The organism is Dorea sp. (assembly GCF_977044405.1).
Genome location: NZ_CDRRQK010000001.1, coordinates 111,591 through 131,558 on the forward strand (window position 1 = coordinate 111,591; position 19,968 = coordinate 131,558).

Annotated in this window: 21 protein-coding genes; 3 read left to right on the forward strand and 18 right to left on the reverse strand. The window is 37.6% G+C overall.

The window, feature by feature from the left end:
• Positions 1-41 precede the first annotated feature (41 nt).
• The 6 genes from ACWJAF_RS00580 to ACWJAF_RS00605 all read right to left on the reverse strand — a co-directional run bounded on the left by ACWJAF_RS00580 (position 42) and on the right by ACWJAF_RS00605 (position 5,622).
• Positions 42-845 (reverse strand): hypothetical protein, encoded by an 804-nt coding sequence (locus tag ACWJAF_RS00580; RefSeq protein ID WP_448861485.1) that lies wholly within the window; start codon positions 843-845, stop codon positions 42-44.
• Positions 838-1,944: an AAA family ATPase gene (locus ACWJAF_RS00585; RefSeq protein ID WP_448861487.1), complete on the reverse strand. Its 1,107-nt coding sequence runs from the start codon at positions 1,942-1,944 to the stop codon at positions 838-840. The genes ACWJAF_RS00580 and ACWJAF_RS00585 overlap by 8 nt, the downstream gene beginning before the upstream one ends.
• A gap of 146 nt (positions 1,945-2,090) precedes the next feature.
• The gene (locus ACWJAF_RS00590) at positions 2,091-2,378 is read right to left on the reverse strand and encodes a hypothetical protein (RefSeq protein WP_448861489.1); all 288 of its coding nucleotides are present in this window, start codon (positions 2,376-2,378) and stop codon (positions 2,091-2,093) included.
• 53 nt (positions 2,379-2,431) lie between these two features.
• The gene (locus ACWJAF_RS00595; RefSeq protein WP_448861492.1) at positions 2,432-3,934 is read right to left on the reverse strand and encodes a hypothetical protein; all 1,503 of its coding nucleotides are present in this window, start codon (positions 3,932-3,934) and stop codon (positions 2,432-2,434) included.
• Positions 3,935-3,946: 12 nt separating this feature from the next.
• Complete coding sequence (locus tag ACWJAF_RS00600) at positions 3,947-5,374, reverse strand: hypothetical protein (protein ID WP_448861494.1); 1,428 nt, start codon at positions 5,372-5,374, stop codon at positions 3,947-3,949.
• An 8-nt stretch (positions 5,375-5,382) separates the two neighbouring features.
• Entirely contained in the window at positions 5,383-5,622 is a 240-nt protein-coding gene (locus tag ACWJAF_RS00605; RefSeq protein WP_448861496.1) for a helix-turn-helix domain-containing protein, read from the reverse strand.
• Positions 5,623-5,946: 324 nt separating this feature from the next.
• Here ACWJAF_RS00605 and ACWJAF_RS00610 point away from each other — a divergent pair, with 324 nt between their 5' ends.
• A complete protein-coding gene (locus ACWJAF_RS00610; protein WP_448861498.1) occupies positions 5,947-6,261 on the forward strand; it encodes a hypothetical protein in 315 nt (104 codons plus the stop codon).
• A 141-nt stretch (positions 6,262-6,402) separates the two neighbouring features.
• Here ACWJAF_RS00610 and ACWJAF_RS00615 read toward each other — a convergent pair whose 3' ends face one another.
• Positions 6,403-6,684, reverse strand: coding sequence for a hypothetical protein (locus ACWJAF_RS00615; RefSeq protein ID WP_448861500.1), 282 nt, complete (start codon positions 6,682-6,684; stop codon positions 6,403-6,405).
• A gap of 39 nt (positions 6,685-6,723) precedes the next feature.
• Between ACWJAF_RS00615 and istA the strand changes: the two genes are divergently transcribed.
• Positions 6,724-8,346, forward strand: a complete 1,623-nt coding sequence (gene istA / locus ACWJAF_RS00620) for an IS21 family transposase (protein WP_448861502.1) — start codon at positions 6,724-6,726, stop codon at positions 8,344-8,346.
• Entirely contained in the window at positions 8,346-9,083 is a 738-nt protein-coding gene (locus ACWJAF_RS00625; RefSeq protein WP_448861504.1) for an ATP-binding protein, read from the forward strand. Before istA ends, ACWJAF_RS00625 begins: the two co-directional genes overlap by 1 nt.
• 55 nt (positions 9,084-9,138) lie before the next feature.
• On the opposite strand, the gene ACWJAF_RS00630 is transcribed toward ACWJAF_RS00625, so the two are convergent.
• From ACWJAF_RS00630 to brxL, 11 genes are all read right to left on the reverse strand, one after another.
• Entirely contained in the window at positions 9,139-9,486 is a 348-nt protein-coding gene (locus tag ACWJAF_RS00630; protein ID WP_448861506.1) for a hypothetical protein, read from the reverse strand.
• Between the two features lie 18 nt (positions 9,487-9,504).
• Positions 9,505-10,038, reverse strand: a complete 534-nt coding sequence (locus ACWJAF_RS00635) for a hypothetical protein (RefSeq protein ID WP_448861508.1) — start codon at positions 10,036-10,038, stop codon at positions 9,505-9,507.
• A gap of 277 nt (positions 10,039-10,315) precedes the next feature.
• The gene (locus ACWJAF_RS00640; RefSeq protein ID WP_448861510.1) at positions 10,316-10,900 is read right to left on the reverse strand and encodes an SOS response-associated peptidase; all 585 of its coding nucleotides are present in this window, start codon (positions 10,898-10,900) and stop codon (positions 10,316-10,318) included.
• Positions 10,901-10,944: 44 nt separating this feature from the next.
• Positions 10,945-11,979 carry a hypothetical protein gene (locus tag ACWJAF_RS00645; RefSeq protein WP_448861511.1) on the reverse strand — a complete coding sequence of 345 codons (1,035 nt, stop codon included), beginning with the start codon at positions 11,977-11,979 and terminating at the stop codon, positions 10,945-10,947.
• Between the two features lie 155 nt (positions 11,980-12,134).
• The gene (locus ACWJAF_RS00650) at positions 12,135-13,154 is read right to left on the reverse strand and encodes a transglutaminase domain-containing protein (protein ID WP_448861513.1); all 1,020 of its coding nucleotides are present in this window, start codon (positions 13,152-13,154) and stop codon (positions 12,135-12,137) included.
• Positions 13,155-13,169: 15 nt separating this feature from the next.
• Entirely contained in the window at positions 13,170-14,003 is an 834-nt protein-coding gene (locus tag ACWJAF_RS00655) for a PP2C family serine/threonine-protein phosphatase (protein ID WP_448861515.1), read from the reverse strand.
• A gap of 16 nt (positions 14,004-14,019) precedes the next feature.
• On the reverse strand, positions 14,020-14,823 hold the full coding sequence (locus ACWJAF_RS00660) for a vWA domain-containing protein (protein ID WP_448861516.1): 804 nt from the start codon (positions 14,821-14,823) through the stop codon (positions 14,020-14,022).
• Between the two features lie 42 nt (positions 14,824-14,865).
• Complete coding sequence (locus ACWJAF_RS00665; protein ID WP_448861518.1) at positions 14,866-16,164, reverse strand: protein kinase domain-containing protein; 1,299 nt, start codon at positions 16,162-16,164, stop codon at positions 14,866-14,868.
• On the reverse strand, positions 16,164-16,673 hold the full coding sequence (locus ACWJAF_RS00670) for a hypothetical protein (protein ID WP_448861519.1): 510 nt from the start codon (positions 16,671-16,673) through the stop codon (positions 16,164-16,166). The genes ACWJAF_RS00665 and ACWJAF_RS00670 overlap by 1 nt, the downstream gene beginning before the upstream one ends.
• 81 nt (positions 16,674-16,754) lie before the next feature.
• On the reverse strand, positions 16,755-17,798 hold the full coding sequence (locus tag ACWJAF_RS00675; protein WP_448861521.1) for a leucine-rich repeat domain-containing protein: 1,044 nt from the start codon (positions 17,796-17,798) through the stop codon (positions 16,755-16,757).
• 90 nt (positions 17,799-17,888) lie between these two features.
• Positions 17,889-19,967: a protease Lon-related BREX system protein BrxL gene (brxL, locus tag ACWJAF_RS00680; RefSeq protein ID WP_448861523.1), complete on the reverse strand. Its 2,079-nt coding sequence runs from the start codon at positions 19,965-19,967 to the stop codon at positions 17,889-17,891.
• Position 19,968: the final 1 nt, after the last annotated feature.

A 19,968-nucleotide genomic window follows, 5' to 3' on the forward strand; every position in this document is an offset into this window, starting at 1 on the left:
CGGAAACGCCCACAGAAAGGAGGTTTGCGGCATCTCTGCTCTTATTGTACAACTTTTGTACAACTTTTTCCCAACTGGTTTTTCCTGTGTTTTACGCAGGTCTTCCACAACTTTATACCAAAATAATCTATCAAAAATTCCGGAAAAGCACTTAAGATATAAACTCTTTTGTTCTTCAATTCTTTTTTTTCCAAATTTTCTATCTCAGATGGATTGATTCGCATGGAATATCCCTCATAGTCCAACGTATCAGACAATCCGCAGAGACATGACACACGCATTGCAAATACATCAATAATCTCTTTCCAGAGATCAATTTTGTACTCCTTAAAATGTGGATTATACGCCCTTGCTGAAGAAATATTCTTATACTCTCCAAGAACCTCCACCGGCACAAAACAGTTTTCCGGGTTTCCACATACTCCCGGCTCAAAGTCCCGCAGTGCTTCTACCATAGGATAACTTATATATAGTTTCCCATTTTCTGTTTCATTATCAAAACTTTCAAGCATCTGGGCAAGAACATCTTCATCATCATTTTTCCCGAGATTTGTCTGATGTGTATCATAATCAAAGAACAGGTATACTTCCGAAAAATCTTCTCTCGATAACATTTCCAATTGTTTTCTAATTTCTTCGCTGCTCTCCCGCAATACTTCTATAATATCTGTATCGAAGTCATCTTCTTTCAATTTCTTCCACAACATATAAATATTTTCGCCCGCCGGAAGTGTAATAATTTCATAATTTCTATGCGAAAAGAATACTTTTGAAATATTGTCAATAATCTGCGGTTCTCTGGCTTCGCCTTCAACAATAAATGCTTTGTAATCTCCATTAGCCATTAAATGCACCTGCCTTATACATCTTCTGCAGATTATGAGCCTGACGTAATTCCTTTTCTGTCAGATCAGAAATTGCTTTTATTTTATTATCTTTTAACAAAAAATAACAGTCCGGTCTCAGAAGATCATTGCTCATCAGATCTGTATTGTGCGTTGTAGTAAATATCTGTACCCCTGAAATTTTTCCAAGTCTTTTTTGCACTGACTCAGATAACTCAAAATGATAAAATGCGTCAAACTCATCGATAAAAACAAATGATGCTTGTTCCATCCTGATATACCAATAATAAAAAAGTGCCAAGGATCTTGTTCCCGTAGATGCAATCTTAAAGAAATCCGCATCTTTATTATCAAAATGACAATATATAGCTTTTTTACCATCAACCTCACAGTCATACAAATTATATTCTATTCCATTTTCCCTCAGGAAATTTTCAAAATCCTTAACCTTCCCGCTGTTAACGATCCCTTCTGCTATACTTTCGCTTCCATTCATAAATCCTTCATACCCTCTGCTGTCCAGAGAATAGAAAAGAAGCATATGATCTACAAAATTAATAAATTTTTTGAATACCTGATTTTCCTCTGTATCTGCAAGAATCGAATTGTTATTTACATATTTCACTCGAGATATTGGACTTTCATTCTTAATTGAAGCATTCAGCGTATCTGATCCTTCTAACAATGTGAATCCATCTCTGGATAAAAAGTCATAATAAATAACCTCTTTTCCATTAATAGACAAACTCTCCATTTTCAATGTATTCACATCCGTTTTACAATAATGATAAATCACCTCATGATTATCAAATACAAATGTATATTCAAACTCCGCAAAAGATTTTCTGCCACTCATGTTAAGATAGAAATCATAACTTCGAAGAAGTTTTTCTTTTTCAGTCAGGTGTGTAATCAAATCAAAAATCGCCAATCCAAGATTCGATTTTCCACAACTATTGATACCATAAATAATTCCTTTTGTGACGCATCCTTTTTCAATTAGTTCAGAATTAAAATTATAATTATTCGGTGAGCCGATATCTAATGTAATTTTTTCTTTAAATCCTTTGAAGTTTTCTACACTGAATTTCTTTAACATGATAATCACTCTCCATACTTTTTTCTTATTATATGATTATCCGTAGTTTTTTTCAAGTTTATCCGTAGTTTTTTTACGGGTTATATTTTATTATTTTCCAACGCATTTATAATCAACCAGCTTTTAATAATATTATCTTTACACTTTTATTCCGCATACCTGTTATTCAACCATAATTCGCTGTATCCATGAGCAACCATATACTTTTGAAACTCATATTGCGTGTTATTATCTAACCTCATGCCACTTGGCATATCGACAACTTGATCTGCCATCAATACACAAGACCTAATCTTTCCATGTAGTCTAAAAAAAATCTTTATTTCTCTTTCCATTCTTTTATATCCACAAAAGATAGTATCTGGATATATTATTTCCAGTACTTCTTTTAAATCTTTTTCTGTCATTTCTTCCGCTAAATTCTTAAATTGCATTGTTTTTCCTCATATGATAAAGGCGAACACTCTCCGTATCCGCCTATGTACTCTTAAAATCCGAAATATTTCTTTCTTAATTCTTTATTTGCCATCACACCTATTATCCGTTTTATTTCCATTCTTCCTCTATTACATTTTAAATTCTTACTTAGCATACACCATTCTTTATTTCCATATTTTTGATACACACGTCCTATTTCTTTATTCTTTTCTCCAAATTTATCCAATAAATCTAATATAGCCTGAAATCTCACTTCGTGTGAATTATTCAAAAGTTCATTATAAAATTCCTTGAACAAATAAATTCTTCCGTAGAATGTATTTAAATATTCCATGGTATTAAATATATGGCCCACAAATGCATTTTCTGTCTCTTGTTCTTTGCCTTTCAATATCATTTCGTATTCTTTCACCAGCATGTTTAACCATGTATCTATCTCTTCCGTAATCTCTACATCTTCTATTTTTCCCCAGCAATATAAACGATCCCAATCTGATATATAATAATTTTCTTCTCCACCTAGTTCCGGGGGCGTTTCCCAAAATGTAAAGTATCCATCTTGGCGTAAAAAATCCGATGTTGTAACTGGAGCAATTGGTCCTTCAATAAAAATCTTTCTGTAGAGTTCTAGTTCTTTGCTTGCATACTTTTTCATTTTTTCGTCATGATACAGATTATTTTTTTCAGCTCTCCAAATCTCCCAGAAATTATCTCCTGTAAATTCTGTGTATAAGAACAATACAATTCTTACAGGCAAAAAAAGTGTAAATTTTGCCAGTTGTTTCATAACTGGATCCATAACTGATCTCCGCCGATTTCGCGGCATCTGTAACAAACTTAATATTTTTTCTTCTTCATCTTCCAGATCTTTAATAAAAATTTCTTGTATAGCTCTCTGACATTTCCAAACATCATATGCATAACTATCCGGATCCAAATCTCTTGGCAGCAAGCTCGATGTACCATTAATGATCCACAAGAGATCTGCCAATTCTGTTCCTCCAGCAGCATACCGTAAATTCACAGGTATAAGATTTAGAAATTCTTCCATGCTTATGTACATTTCTTCATAGTTTTCATTTTCAACATACCATTCCACATTTTCCCATAAATTAAATCTTTTTCTAAAACTATAGTTAGTCCCAAGGATCTGATTAATCCATCCGACATATTTTTCTTCCGATACAACATCTCCATTACACTCTGTGAATCCAATTCCACTATCTTCCAATTCTTCTAACATGTACAATGCTAACATTACATCTTTGTACTCCGCATTTCCAACTTTATTAGAATAAATCTGTAAATTGTTACAATCCAGACTTGCTGTTTCCCACATATCATCTTCAAAGTAGTTAAAATTCCACAATATTCTATTATTCTGATCTTTTTCCGGCTTGCATAAAACATATAATTCATGATTGTTATTTTTTACTGATTCAACTTGCATCATACCGCCTGCATCTAATATCTTAAGAATATTTTCTTTTATTCTTTTTCTTTTTTCCAGTGGATAGTCTGCCACACCTGAATACCACACGTATGTACCCATTAAATAACCTCCTTAAAAGCCAAGGATTTCTTTCCGACGCAAATGATTTCTAACCATTCCAAGATATGCGTTTATCTCTATCATTTCATCTGCATCTCTAATTTCTCTTATCAACCATATATTCGCTTCTCTTTTTGTTAATTCTGGGAAGTATTTTGTTTCTTTATCTATTAATTCGATTAACACTATCATTGCACGTTTATATCTGTCATCATTTTTATGTTTTAGGAATTCTCTAACAAATGCCGTATCCAATACCCGAAAGTTCCATACATAAAAAAAATCTTCCAATAACTTTTTCAATGCTTTTTCCATTTCCAACTTCTTAATTTCCTTTTCCGTAACTTGTCCATACGCTCTCTTCCATCTCTCAATAGCATTTTGCATATTATCAGAAAGCATTAATTCTTTATCTCCTTTGTATCGCATCAATTCATCTTCATTCTGCTTTCCCAATGCTCTGTAAAATTCTATATCCTCCTCTGCACCACTTATTGGTGGTACATCATTTTTCGGCCTGATTATATCTTCATAGCCTGCTCCCAAATCCAATTTTTCCCACGTTTTCCAGAATTCTTCTCCCGTAATTAAAGAATAGGCCTTTCCAAGCATCGATGGAAGTAAATATAAAGATCCCGCTGCAATTGTTCCATATAAATTGCCTTCTTCTGCAAATTGTTTCCGTTGTGCATATTTTTTCCCCAGAAGATTTTTCAAGAATTCAAGAGCTTTTTCTTTTCCTTCTGTATTTATCAATTCTTCCATAGACTGTCGAATATTTTCTAAAATATTAAGTGTAAAGCTGTTTCCAAATTCTTTCTTATCTATTCTGCAAAAATTTCTTGGAACGATAGGTTCATTACTTCCCACGCAAAATACTGTAAGAAAATGTCCTACTGCAGACTCCTCTACCTCTGTAGTTCTTGCTGTCTCTAAAATTTCTCTTGCTGTTATATTGTCACAACCATTTTTGTGTAAAACGTAATACATCTTCCACATTTTATTTCTATTTGGAAAAGAAAGTTGTTTCCCAAACATTCCTTTTATTACCCGTGTATAATCCTCAATGAAGCACGGTATATTATCACAGCACAAATAACACGGTGTTGTCGAATAACTCTCTAATACAACTCGGATTAAATTCATAACAAAATCATATTCCTTATTATGATTACATGGATTTTTTATCGATCCAGATTTTAAATATAACCGACCTGCTTCATAACTCGTATTAGTAAACTTATTATAGTTAAAATTAATAACCTCTCGCAAATTCCACTTTGGTATTCCAGCCGTTATGCATTGCCAGCCATCAATTTCTATGATTTCTTTTTCTCTTATTCCACCCATATATAAAATTTTTTGTATTATACTTTTTACTTCCTTACGTTTCTTCTCTGGGATTGTAACTTTTCCCACTAACTTATATTCTTTCTTCATATGTACACCTATTCGTTTTCATTTCGATTCTGAATAATAAGGTCCTCTACCTGCACATCTAAAATTTTTGCCAATACTAACAAATTATCCAGACAAGGAAGGGTTTCTCCTCTCTGCCAGCGATAAACTGCCTGTGGGGTATCAAATCCGAAGACTTTCTGAAGTTCCTTTACTGTAATCCCTTTTTCTTCTCTCAATCGCTTAATGTTCTTTCCTGTTTCTATCGCGTTTACTAATGGTGCATCCATAATTTAACCTCCTTTTCTTGTACAAGGATTTTAAACTGCAAATATAATTTAACACCTTCTACCTCTATAGTCATTAAACTTTTAGTATACTATATTGTCGTTCTATTTATACCCTTGTAAACCAATAAGTTACAGCCTCTTCTTTTGTATTTACATATATTGTCCCTTACTTTTACATTTCTTGCAAATTTGTGGACAAAATTTTTTATCTCCACACGTCTGAATCCTCTAATTTTGTCCACAAATCTAACATTTTTACTAAATAATACACACTATTAATGTAACAATTTAAATTTAATTTTCTAAAAAAGGAGACTCAAAACAATGCAGCAAACAAATTTTTTTACACCAACCACAAAACATTTAATTCAGATCCATGGTTTTCCAGATATTACAGACATTATTTATGTGAAACCTTTGGCTTCCGCAAAATCTTTGGCTGTTTATCCTGACTCCAGACCAAATTCTATTGCTATCCCGCTATTCTATCTTACTGGCGGGCAACGCTATCTTTCATCTAAATATCACTTATTATTTGCGACATTTCATATGTACGATCGACTGTTTATTTATGTAAAACACACAAACAGTTATATTCCTTCCCGTATTTCGGCTCCGTTAATAGTCAAAAATGAATAATCTACAAGACCTAAGGACCTGCCACTGGCAGCTCCTTATGAACGCATGGCGATAACATGTAAGACGCCCCCTATTGTCTTTCCACAACAGGGGGCGTCTTACACAATTATACTAAAACTCTCTTTAAACTATTCCTTTATTTTATATCCACAAATCAAAAAAGTATTTAGAAAACAATACAAATGCATCATTCTTACACGCATCTATATACTTAGCAATTTCTTTCTCTTTCAGTAAATATTGCTCCTCGCCCTGATCTTCTGAAACATTACGTTTGCTACACTTTTCCTCGTCTGCTTCTCTAAATGCATATGGCACATCCCAACGGCCGGCTTTGCGGAGCAAAACGGCCGAAATGCGAAGCTGAACGGTCGTCTCCCCTTTGATTATTAACACAGCCTCAGTGATAATAAGTGTATTCATCCAATGGATGAAAATACATTTATTACAGGAGGATAATGTATGCTGGATTACAAGAACATCATTATCAAACATTATGCGCTTTCTCTTTCGGGAAGCGAAATTGCCAGACAGCTGGGTGCAAGCAAATCAGGGGTGAACGACTTCTTAAGAGCATTTGATAAATGCGAGTCACTTTCTTATCCCCTCCCACCAGGTATTACGAATTATGGAATCGCTGAACTTGTGTATGGTTCCGTACCGGGATCTGGAGGTCGTAATGAAAATATAGAGTATCCTGACTATGAAGCAGATGCAAAGCTCATGGCAACACGAAAAAACATGACTTTAGTTTTCCTATGGAACAGATACTCTAAAAAATGTGCTGAAGAAGGAAAGCGGTTTTATCAGTATCGGCAGTACTGCGAACTCTACAACAAATGGTGCGAAGAGAATTATGAGACTTCCCACTTTGATGCCGTGATCGCTCAAAAGATGGAAGTGGATTTCGCAGGACAGACGTTTACCATGAGGGATCCTCTCACAGGAGAAATACTGCCAATCGTTGTTTTTGTAGCGATTCTGCCGTATTCCCAGTACATTTACGCTGAAGGGATGCTCTCAACAAAGGAACCACAGTGGATTGAAGTCAATAACCATGCCCTTGATTATTTCGGCGGTGTACCTGCATTGGTTGTATGTGATAACTGCAAGCAGGCAGTCATCGTAAATCAGGACTGGATTGAACCGGAATTAAACAAGGACTATGCCGACTGGGCGGATCATTATGGCACCGCCATCCTTCCGGCAAAAGTTCGAAAACCGAAGTTCAAAAGTTCTGTAGAAAACGCAGTAGGCATTCTTGAAAAAGGATTTTTCCATAAGCTGGAAGAACGTCAGTATTTCTCATTGGAACAGTTTAATAAGGATCTTTGGAATGAACTGGAGGCTCTGAATAAGGAGCCATTCAAAAAGAAAGAACATAACAGATACTATTATTGGGAAGAAGAGAAACTTGAATTGATGCCGCTTCCCTCCATGCATTACGAGTACATGGAGAGAAAAACGGCAAAGGTGTCAAGTGACTTCCACGTACGCTTTGACAATGCTTATTATAGCGTAGATAAAGCGTTTTTGCATAAGAAAGTATCTATTAAGGCATCTTCAACTGTTGTTCGTATTTATTCTCTTTCCGGTGAATTCCTTTGTGAATGGCCCAGAGCCACCAGAAAAGGCCAGTGGTCTACAAATCCGGAGCATTTGCCAGATAATTATAAAGGATTTACCCAGTGGAATGGTCCCTTCTTTATCCAAAAAGCACAGCTTATTGGAAAGAATACGGAAACCGTTATCCGCACTGTTCTTAAATCCAGGCTGTATGAAGTCCAGACCTACCGCATGTGTCTTGGCATTCTGAATTTCACTAAGAAATACAGTAACAAAGCCCTGGAGGAATGCTGTAAGCAGGCTATTGCATTAAACAAGCAGAAATATACATTCATCAAAAATACGATATCTGTAGTTGCAGATGATCTCGGCGAGGCTGGATACCGGTATCCATCTCCATCCAAGAAGGAACCTGTACGTGGTGGATATGTAATGCCGCCTGAGGCATCCAGTATTGACACTCTTTTATCCCGCAGCAAAGCTCTTGCAGATCAAATGCGAGAGGAGGCGGATGACTGATGCTTACCGGAACTAAACTCATGAATGAGCTTGTTGATGAATTAAATGAACTGAAGCTTTCAACAATGGCGGCTACATTGGATGATCTGTATCACAGACCTGGATTTCTTGAAATGGATCGTCTTACAATGATCGCAGAATTGATTGGTCCACAGTTTCAAGAAAAAGTCAGTACAACACTAAAGAATCGGTTAACAGCTGCACACCTAAAAGGATCTCCTGAAGAACTGGCAGACTGCGTTGATTCTGATAAACGAGAGTATCTGCCATCAGGCATAACAGAGATGCTTTCTTCCTTGGACTTCATTGAAAGAGGCTATAATCTCTGCATTCTCGGTGAATCTGATGCTGGAAAGTCCTATCTTGCAAAGGCTATCGGCATTAAAGCCTGTAATCGGTATAACGTTGGTTACTTCCACAGCGAAGAACTGTTGGAGAGTATGGTCGCCTTAAAAGAACAGGATTACGATAAATACACTCGTAAAATGAAGAAGTATCTCAAATGGAAGTTAATTATTCTGGACGATTTTCTTCTTCATACCATTACAGATGAACGTGAGATCAAGATCCTATTCGAACTGCTTGAAAAACGCAATGAACAAAGAAAAAGCACCATTGTATGCTCACAGCGAGATCCAGCTAGTTGGAAGGCAATGATTCTCAATGATGAAGTGTCAGCTAATTCTATTATGAAACGAGTCACAAAACACTACACTATCAAGATCAACACTCGATAAGTGGTGGTCAATTAACTAAAAGCAGGCGGCCGTTATGCTCCGCAGAGCGGCCGTTCTAAAACGCATTTGCGACCGCTGGATGGCGCAAAATGCATCTAAACTCCAAAATCATCTTTTCCAAAATCTTTTTCCATTCATCAGCTGCTACTTCTATTCCATTCTCCACATTTTCATAATTATCATAAATCTCCTTTGGAACACCCATTTTTTTGTCCATTAAACTTTGCAACATATCCGGAATAATGTTTAAAAACCAGATGTCTATATTATTCACATCTTTTGAACAGTATCCTTTTGTTATTCTTTCTATGCAGCATTTTATATCATCCATGAGTAATTGAATAATCCTGACAGGTCTATGCCTCAATCTTCTATATTCGCTTTTATTAAACACTGATCTCATTTTACTATTCTCTTTTCTTTATATTTCAGTCCCATGCATTTTCATAATTGCTCTGAGGATAAAATATGCCCCTTGTGTATATAATTCCTCATTATCAAACTCATCTACTTCCGTTTCATAAACAATATCAATCGCACTCATCACTGTCGGCCCCGCAATCAGAGCTGCCCATGCGCCGGCAACTCTCTGTACTTCACAAGCTCTATTAAGCAATTCCTTTAATTGTTCCGTTGCTATTGCATTCCATATATTTAATGTTTCAAAAGGTTCCCCTCTATGCTCCTTATCTTGTATTTCTTTCAATTTCTTTTTATTCATTCCATCGTTATTATTTATTTTCTTCAATTCCTCCATAGTATCAACCGCTATACTTATGGATTCTTTTAATTCATTGTCCGTTATATCAGTTACAAACTTAAATCCCTGTAAACTAACAATATATTTATAATATCCATCTTTTATCTTTTCTGTTCTAAATTCTTCTACAATTGTTTTGTAGAGCCTTCTTTCTAATTTTTCTCTATCTTCTTGACTGATCTTTTCAAACTTCATCTTAACACCTCACGCAAATGATAAGATAAGAATATTCCTTTCTTCGTCATGTGTCATTAAACTTTCAGTTTAATTTTCCGGTGGCAAATCAAAAACTGATATAGCTCTATATATTTTAATATTTTCAGTTTCAAAACAAAAAAGCAGTGAAATTACACCGCCTTTTCTCGCTTTTTTTTATTTAATTATTTATTTAATAAATTTTCTTTTTTTCTCACTGCTGGACAGGCATCTGCATCAACAAATATTTACATTTTTCACTCTCTTTTCTGAATCATTATAAAAATAAACTCTGTTGCTCGTATTCTGTCTCTCGTTTTAATTGAACCGGTACCTGATGCAAAATCTGTTCCATTTTTCTGTCATCAAACCAATCTGACAGTTGTTCTTTTTCCAGTATCAACGGCATACGGTCATGTACTTTTCTCATAGATTCATTTGCTGCTGTAGTTAAAATCACAAATCGTAGTTCATTTTCAAACCAATCACAGAATCCAGCCATGTACAATATCAATGCATCATATCTAGAAAATGTATTTTTCTCTCTTAAACGATTCCATTCATAAAATCCACTTGCCGGAATTAGAATACGATGATATTGAATTCCATTCCGAAAAGCCGGTTTGTCCATAACTGATTCCGCCCTTGCATTGATGACCGTATTCTTTCCTTGTGACAACGGATATCCCCATCTGCAAATATCCAGTTTCATTCCATACTCTGATTTTTCAATGACTGGTGCAACATTTGTCGGACGGATATCGCCTATGAAATGCTTATGTCGGATTCGCTGATCTATGTCATTCACTACTTTTTCAATTTCATCTGCCATATCGGATTCAATATAATATCTGCCACACATAATACTTCCTTTTCATATATAGATTCTATTTCATAAAAAAATCATCATTTATTTCTAGGTATTTTAAACTCAGTTAATTTATAATTTTGAATCCAGCCCATGCATTCTTCGCCGTCTTCATTTTCCCAAATAATCTGTCTCCACTTTTTATATTTATCTATAATTCTAACAACTTGCCCTTCCTCAAGTTTTTCAATTACAATCGAATGACAGTCATGTTTCAAACGTACAATGGATTCTCTATTAATGATTCTATATTTAGTCGTATTTAGCTTCTTTACATCATATCCCATACCGACAACATAATAATTATTAACCTGTTGTGTATAATTGTAATTATTTATCGTTGTTGCTGAAGAATTCGTAATTCCCATAACAAATGATATGATTGTCATAATAAAACTCAACCATTCTCGTATTTCTTTTGCATCTATCTTTCGCTTTTCAGTTATTGGTAAATTCTGATTCTCTTTATTCGAAGAAATATCCGTTGCTTTTTCATATTCCATTGCAATAGTTTCTGACACTGTATCAATATTCCATTCTTCGGATTCAGAAAAAACTTGATCTGTAACTCTTCCTAGTAAATTTATATTTATATCTTCCAATGCTTTTTCTGATAAGGCAGAAAAAGCAGAGTTATTTTTCAAACTCTGAGAAATAAAAGATACACTGCCAGCTTCTTGCATTATTGTCGATAAGCCCGAAATACTTGCTGATATCTTTAGTGGTTCCACCATTTCATTTAACGCTCTAACAGCTCCACCGATATTATAATTATTCACTCCTAATGCATTACTCATATTCTCTGTAAAACTTTTGATTTCTGTAAAATCATATTTTTTCATCCACGCAGTTTGATTTGTCATTAAATTTTCCATCATGCTGAGCGATTCCATATGTAATGGTTTAAACATTCTCTGTGTTTCTGTCAATATCGAATTTCTCGCAATATCTGAAACTTCTTTCATCATCTTTGAATCATATATTCCTGCAAATTGTGATAATGCCGCATTTATCCCTGGAATATTTATTGGTTTTATTATTTTATCTATATTTGCTTCATCATATTTACTCATTCTTTTCCTCGATATTCTTAATACTTTTTAATTGCTCTATATTTGATCCGTGATTATGATTTTTCCTAAATTTGAAAAGTATATATTGAGTCAACAACGTACATAAGAAGAATTCAATTTCGTAACTCTCTAACTCTAGCATATCTTCAACCTCTTCAAGATATTTCTATCCGGTATATTCCAAGTTCTTTGTTAGAACACGTTTTTATTCTAGCATTACTTCTTCCTTGCTCGTGTAATCTCCTCACAATATGCTCAGCTGCTTCCCGCTCTATGCCATCTTTATTCAGTTTTCCTTCCACCCGAAATTCATATATCCGTTCATTCTGCTCAATCAACCAGTCTATATATGCCATAAGCCGGTGTCTCATCTGAAAAGAGCATCCTCTCTGCACATAATAATTCGCCCTTTTACTTTTGCATTCCGGTAAATCACCATCTGCCTTGTGATCAGAATTCATTAACTCATCTGTCAAATTAAAATAATCATGTGCTATTTGATCCTTACTCTGCTCCATTGCACCCATATCCCAGGTAACATCCAACTGATACGGCTCTCCCTCAATATCCACAATATTCCATGCATGCGGCACACTCTGTCCGCTTTTTACTGAATCGCCGGTCACAACAATACATTTCACATCAACCGCATTTAAAAGAACTTTCACTGCCTTTGCAATTCCTTCGCACTGAGCTTTATGATATGCAAAAACACCAAGGATATTATGAGAAGCAATCACTCTGGACACTTTATTCTTATCCATTCCTTCATAATCATACACAACATTCTGACAAATCCAGTCGTGCACCCGAAGTTCTTTTTCATAATCATTACATTCAAGCAGACGCAGTTGTCCTGCAAGTCCATTCACCACTTTTTCTATTTTCCGATTATATTCTTTTACCTTCTCTTTCGCAAAAAAATACTGTGGACAAATTGCAACATGTCCAAACATATCATTAGCAATGCTACAAGCTGACTGATTTAGAAAATAAATCAATGGATTATCCCTCGTCATTGCCATGAATATGCGTCCAAAACTCTCTTGGTCAAATTTTCCTTGTACTGGAATTAGAATAATCTCCTGATGTAACATTGCACCATTATAAAATGCCTTATAGATCGCCTGCTCTTGTTTATTCAGTTGATGATAATAATAGCGATCTACAATCATTCTCCTGCGACTCCCTTACTCTTTGACAAAATACACCATCACTACCGTAATATCATCTCCACACCCAAGCTCACTGGTCTCCATCAGCCAGTTCTTCAAATTTGCCTGCACTGTGTCTGCTCCATGCTCCTGAAGCATCTGCAGATAGTCTTTACATGTCTTCTGATACTCGTCATCAGAAGTATAACTGTTGGCAAATCCATCTGTAGAAAGAATATACATATATGGCTCTTCGCTCTCCATCTCCCGTCTCCGTACCGATGCCACTGCTTTTCTCCAGGCATCTGGTTTTGACAGGGAATGTGTTTCTGTTCCAAGGAATTTCTCCGGTTCTACCAGTAGTTCGACTTCTTCTTTTGTCACAACACTGATATCTCCATCTCCGATCTGGAAGGAAAATACAAAGCTGTCAGTCACCAGCATTCCAAGCAGTGTCGTTCCGTACAGAGAAAATACGGACGACCACTTAATATTTCCTTTTTCATCGGTCATTCCATCTACTTTATTTTTATAAAAAGACTGTTTCACTCTTGCCTGCCACTCTTCACATACATCCTGAGCAAACCGCATATCCCCTTCCCGGTTAAGGAAAGTGATCAGATTAGAAAGTCCTGCTTCGTCTTCCCCATAGATTTTCAGATAGTTCTTCATGACTTCATAGAAAGAATTAACAGCAATCATGGAACCTCTGTCACTTCTGGGACATTTTGAACTTCCATGGCCGTCTGCAACTGCGATGATCGCAATTTTATCTGATATTTCTGCAATTCGCTTATTGTCCTGGCATGGCATTTGGTTTCTTACGTGAGTCGCACCCTTGACGATTCCGTCACATATATAGCGTTTCATCCGACTCCTCCTCTTCTTACCAGACAGCTCCTTCATCGAACTCATCTGGATTTGGAATATTACTCATATCAAGTACCAGTGGTGCCCCATTATTTGCCGGTGCAAACGGATCATCTGCCGGTGTTGAAGCTGCTACGGAAGCTCCTGATGCAACTGCAGGCGTGGATGCGGATGCTGCAGGTGCAGATGCCGCATCCGAATTCATTGGCTTACTTGATGGTGCTGATACCATAGAAGCTGTTGTAGATGCCCATTTAATCATTTTTGCCAGTTCTGTTGCGTTATTTGCCTGCAGAACAAGTTCTTTATTTCCAGTAAATTCAATCAATACTTCGTCGTCTGCGTCCTGTCCGATGGAGATTGCAATCTTCACTGCTTTTCGGAACCACGGCAACTTTTTCAATTTTTCCATGCTCTTTTTATAATCATCTGTCGGCTGTCCGTCTGAAAGAAGTACAATAACCGGCGGCAGTGCTCTCTCCGGCATTGGTGGGATACTTAACTGTGCGGCCAGAAGATCAAACGCCTTTCCCAGTTCTGTCAGGCCATTGGCATCCATATCTTCCCATCCATAATCTTCTACCGGCACTGGACTGGATGTGATCCAACTTGCTCCTGATGAGAACTGTAATGCACGGATCAAAAGCTGTGCATTTGGATTATTGTCTGCTGCTGAGCGCATTTCCGGTATGCACTCCTGAATCGTGTTGTTTACGATTCCGATTTTCTCTCCATACATAGATCCGGAACAATCCACTACCCAAAAGAAATGAATCGGTCTTGTTGCTAACTCTCCACCTGGTCTTTGTAATACTTCCATGGTAAATCCCTCCCACATGTGCTTTTATTATTTTCTCAATCCTTATTTGAACTCCCCTGTTGATTCAGGGAATAAAATCTTTACACCTTTTGCAATTCCAGCTGTCTTTCCTGGGGCAACCGGAATCTGCGTGCCATCTGCTTTCTGGTAAGTCCAGTTCACCTTATCTTCATTCCGGATTCCCCAGAGTGCCGGGTTCTTCGGATTCTGAACCACCGAACCGACTACGATATCCATATCAAAATCATCGTAAACATGATGATGTAACAGCTTCGTATTCTGATTTAACAGCACCCGGTTCTTTCCAATAATAATTTTATTTGGTACCTGCACTGCTTTTCCGCAATTCCAACAGGTATGTACCACACCCTTTGCTTCCAGATCTTCATCATAAAAGAGCTGTGCACCGCAAGAACACTGTAACATTCCGCTCATCATGTTAGAGAATAACGTCATCCATTCCGGCTCCGTAATACGTTTACTTGGCTCGTTCAGTCCAACTGTAAATGCTCTGGTAAACATCTGACGCAGCTTTTCTGGATACAACGGCCAGTAAATCATTGCATTATCATGGATTCCTTTTACCGGTCTGTTCGTCTTATTATTCGGATCAAAGATAAACACTGGATCTGTGCCATACAGTTTCACTCTGGCTGCCATATCCATACAACGAATACTTGCTTCCAGCTTTCCTTCCAGTGGATGATTCACCATAAAAAGATAGAACAACAGCACGGAAAGTGAATATCGGTCTGTATCTTTGGATGGTCGTTTTTCTCCTCTTACAATCTCTGGCGCCATAAATCCCGGTGTACCAAGAACTCCACCCGGTTTGCTGTTATCAAAAGATACATTATCATTATCGCAAATCAGCACATCTCCATTATCTGGATTAAAGAACAGATTCCCGAAAGAAATATCCTGATACTTTGCTCCCATAGCGTGTAGCTTCTGATATCCTCTGGTCAGATTAAAAGCAGTTCTGCAGAGTGTATAAAAAGATGGATTCACACGTTTCTTCATCAGATCTACGATACTCTTATAATTCTTTGGTCGAAGGGGCATGATATAACCATACAGATCACTTTTCGCCGGCACAATCAATTCCATAGGCCAGAGAAAACTTTCATCCGGTGAACCTTTTGCGATAATCGTTTCCAGAATCTTTTTCTGACGCTCTGTTGCACTGCCCTTAAAGTACCATTTCAATGCATAATGATTACCGCTACATTTCACATCATAGACTTCTCCCTGTCCACCGGCTCCCAAGAGACTGACTACCTCATACTTATTTCCACTCTCCGAAGTGAGAATCATTCCATTTTTTAACTGTCCTTCCATTACGGTACCTGCCTCCTTTGTTTGATCAACTGCAATACCTGATTCACTACACTTCCATCTGCCACGACCATACAATAGGATTTATTTCCAAACTGCATCTCGCAGGCATTGCTGTATGGAGTAATTGCGGTTAGATAACGATAGGTCTTGTCAAATCCCCATTCCATTGCCTGAAACACAATTCTCTGATTCGTTATGTATAAAATCCCCCGGTGCTGCACAAGTTCTGTATGCTCGATCGTTCTTCCTCTTCCGGAACTCCATCTGGTTCCCTCAAATAATCCTGGGGCACTTCCACCCACATGACGGAACTCTTTCACTGTCTTCTGTTCCATATTGATTGCCTTATCAATAAAATGAATCTTCTCTCCACGTTTCAGGAACAGTTTGTCTGTATTTAAAATTGGAAGTCTGCCAGCAATAATCTCCTGCCTTGCTGCATCCGGCAATATCGTTGTCACTGTAGGGATCTGGTTCCGATTTCCAAATAGTGCATCAAAAAGTCCCATCCTCTCACCTCTTTACCCAGTCAATATACCGTAAATCTTCTATTTCGTTGTCGCATAGCAGACGACAATCTGAAACTTATACTATACCAGCTGATATTTGAATTTGTTCTTTCTTGCATATTCTTCTGCATAAGAGCCAAAAGAACATTGAATAATAAACTGCTTGTCTGTATTGGTAAATGCGTCCTGCCCAATCTGCTTTACACTGTCCGGAATCACAATAAAATCCAAAGAACTGCAGCCGAAAAATGCACGTTCACCGATGGCTTCCAGTTTCTCATGTAATTCCACTTTTTTCAGATTCGTACAGCCTTCAAACATACGATCCGAAATTCTTCCTATATTCTCCGGAATCTTCACATGCTCCATTGACTGACAATCTGCCACCAGTCCATCGCCCAACCAGAACACACTCTTCGGGATCTCGATGGTCCGCAAGCCAGTTCCTTTCAACGCGCCATCACCGATTGTCTTCAATGCCATTGGCAATGATATTGATTTGAGATTACTACAGTTTTCAAAGGCTGAATCTTCAATTTCTTCGATACTGATCGGTAACACCACCTGATGCAATTTGTTACAGCATGAAAAAGCATTTCGTCCAATATATGCTATTCCTTCTGTCAGAATGGCTTCCTCTGTCGGAGAATTACTGAAACTGTCATCTGCAATCTCCACTACCGGTGTATTCCCGGATCTGTTCTGGAAAATAATCGTCTTATTTTTATCCCCGCGGAATCCAGTCACTGCAAGCCCCTTTCCCCTGTGGCTTTTCTCATATGTAAAAAGATCCCCATAAGATCTGCCAGAAGATAACTGTTCTCCCTGAATCGCCGGTCCGTTTCCCTGCTTCTGAATGGAAATGTCACAAGCTTTTCCAAGAACTTTTCTTCCATAGCAGGAGCACCATACCGATACAATCCAGTCTGCATTGACACGACTCATGCCAAAATCATCCATAAGTTGCTTCACATATCGGAAAGCAAAAGTATTATTGATATGGGATGCACTCTGAATGTCCTGTGCAATTCCCATATTATATGCCATCAGCAATAGATTGACATTCTTCGCCTGATCTGGAAATAAGTCTTTTACCAATGCAGTAAATTTCTTTCTATCGTCCAAAGATGCCTGGTGTCTCGTAAGCATCTCTTCAAAATCCTGTTCAAAAATAACTCATCACCTTCTTGTCTGTTATTGTGCTGTGTTCAATCCTTATTCCACACCAAGTGCTTTAAATACTGCTTCTTCTGCGGAGGAATAGAAAATCAGGCTAAATGCTCCCACCAGATCAGATGGTACAGTCCCCAGATCTCCCGCTGACGTAATTGGAAGTAATACCTTCTTTGCTCCACTGTCCAGACATACCTGCAGAGTACTTGCCAGCTCATCTACCTTGATCAGAGTACCTCCGATACTGATCTCACCAAGAATTGCAAGACTGTTCAACGGTGTCTTGCCAAGTGCTGCAGAACAGATTGCAATCAGCGTCGGCAATGCCAGGTTTCCTGTCATTCCAATGCCCTGCATATCCTGGTAATTGATAATATAATCCTTTGTAGTGGTACTGATCTGACCAGAAATGCGGTTTCCGTTGGCTTTCAGATAATTAAATGCTGTATTTGTTGCCTCTTTCGGCTCTTTTCCTGATCCAATACCGGTACAGGTCAGCTTTCCATTTCCAGGCATCATCTGTGTTTCCAACATATAGCAACCAATCATACCTGTCTTTGATTTTGAAACGGTATAAACAGATCCTGGTTTTCCCATACCTTCCGGGATCAGCTTACCGCCGCCCTGCTCTGGAACAGAAACGTAATGCTCTTCAAAGCTGTCATTATCTGTATAAGAGAAGTTCACATCATAGAACTCCATGCCTCCGATCTTCTTCAGCTGCTCTTTTACTCTGCGGCGAAGTTCCAGTGAAATCTCCACAATCTCACGTAATTCTTCTTTTGTTACTTCTCCATCCGGATACAACAGTTTTGTAAATCCGGAAATCATCTTGCGGACTGCAATAGTATCACGCTGATTCAGGTTGTTTCCAAGACTGAAATACTTGTCCATCAGATCACTATAGCTGTCCTTACGAAGTTCACGCATAAACTCTGACAGATAATCCGTGATAAATCCATAATCGTTGGTGAATGAATCTGGTCTGTATTTTGGAATCTCCCAGCCCGGAATATAACAATGCATACGATCCAGGAATGCTGTATCTGTTCCCATTTCCGGTGGGAATGGATCAAATAAACTGGAAGTCTTCAGAAGGGTATCTACACTCTGGTTGATATTTCCCACGAATACCATAGAAGCCTTTGCCTGAATCTCCGCCTTTCCTCGCGAAAATGCTCCAGATGCCATGTATCCCTTCATGATCTGAATACCATCTTTATCTTTGAACTTAATCCCGGCAACCTCATCAAAAGCCACACAGTCCCACATACCAACAAGACCTACTGTATGATTGGACATATTATAAAAAAGGTTAGCAACCGTTGTCTGTCCTCCGGCAACCAGAATACTGTTCGGAGAAATCTGCTCATATATGTAAGATTTACCTGTAGAACGTGGCCCTAACTCGCAAAGGTTGAAGTTATTCTCTACCAGCGGAATCATACGAGCAATCAATAACCACTTTGCTCTCTCACTGAAACTTTCCGGCTCCAATCCAGTCGAACGGAGAAGAACATCCATCCATTCATCCTTTGTAAATGCTTTTCTTCCATTTCTTACTTCATCCATATCCACATGCGGCATCTGAATTGGTGTCAACTTACGGATACGAATTGGCTGGGTATTTTTCTTATCTTCTTCTATAAATTCATACTCCATCTGCAGAATACACCAGATACCACCACAGAGCAGACGATCATAGTCTTTCACATAATCCGGATGAATCGGAATTCCTTTCACGCCCAGATTCGAGAATGTAGCTTCGTAGCGGTCTTCTTTTGTATTCAGTACAACCGTGATACGGTCAATTACTGTATAGCTGCCTCTTTCACGCAAAAGAGAGAGAATCTTCTGTGCCTCATCTGGACGCACATAGTTATCTCTCAAAATACGCTTTACGTTCTCTACACCTTCTTCAATGATCTCTTCATCATCGGAATTACAGTACTGTCCGAGGAGATATTCCAGTACATAAACTGGAACATTAGCGCCTTCACGGATGGATTTTGTTAAATCCTTCCGGACAATGCGACCATCATAGTATTGACGGAGTTTTTGTTTTATTTCTTCTCGCTTGTCTTCTGTTTCATTTAATCCATCTGATTTAATATTTTCCATT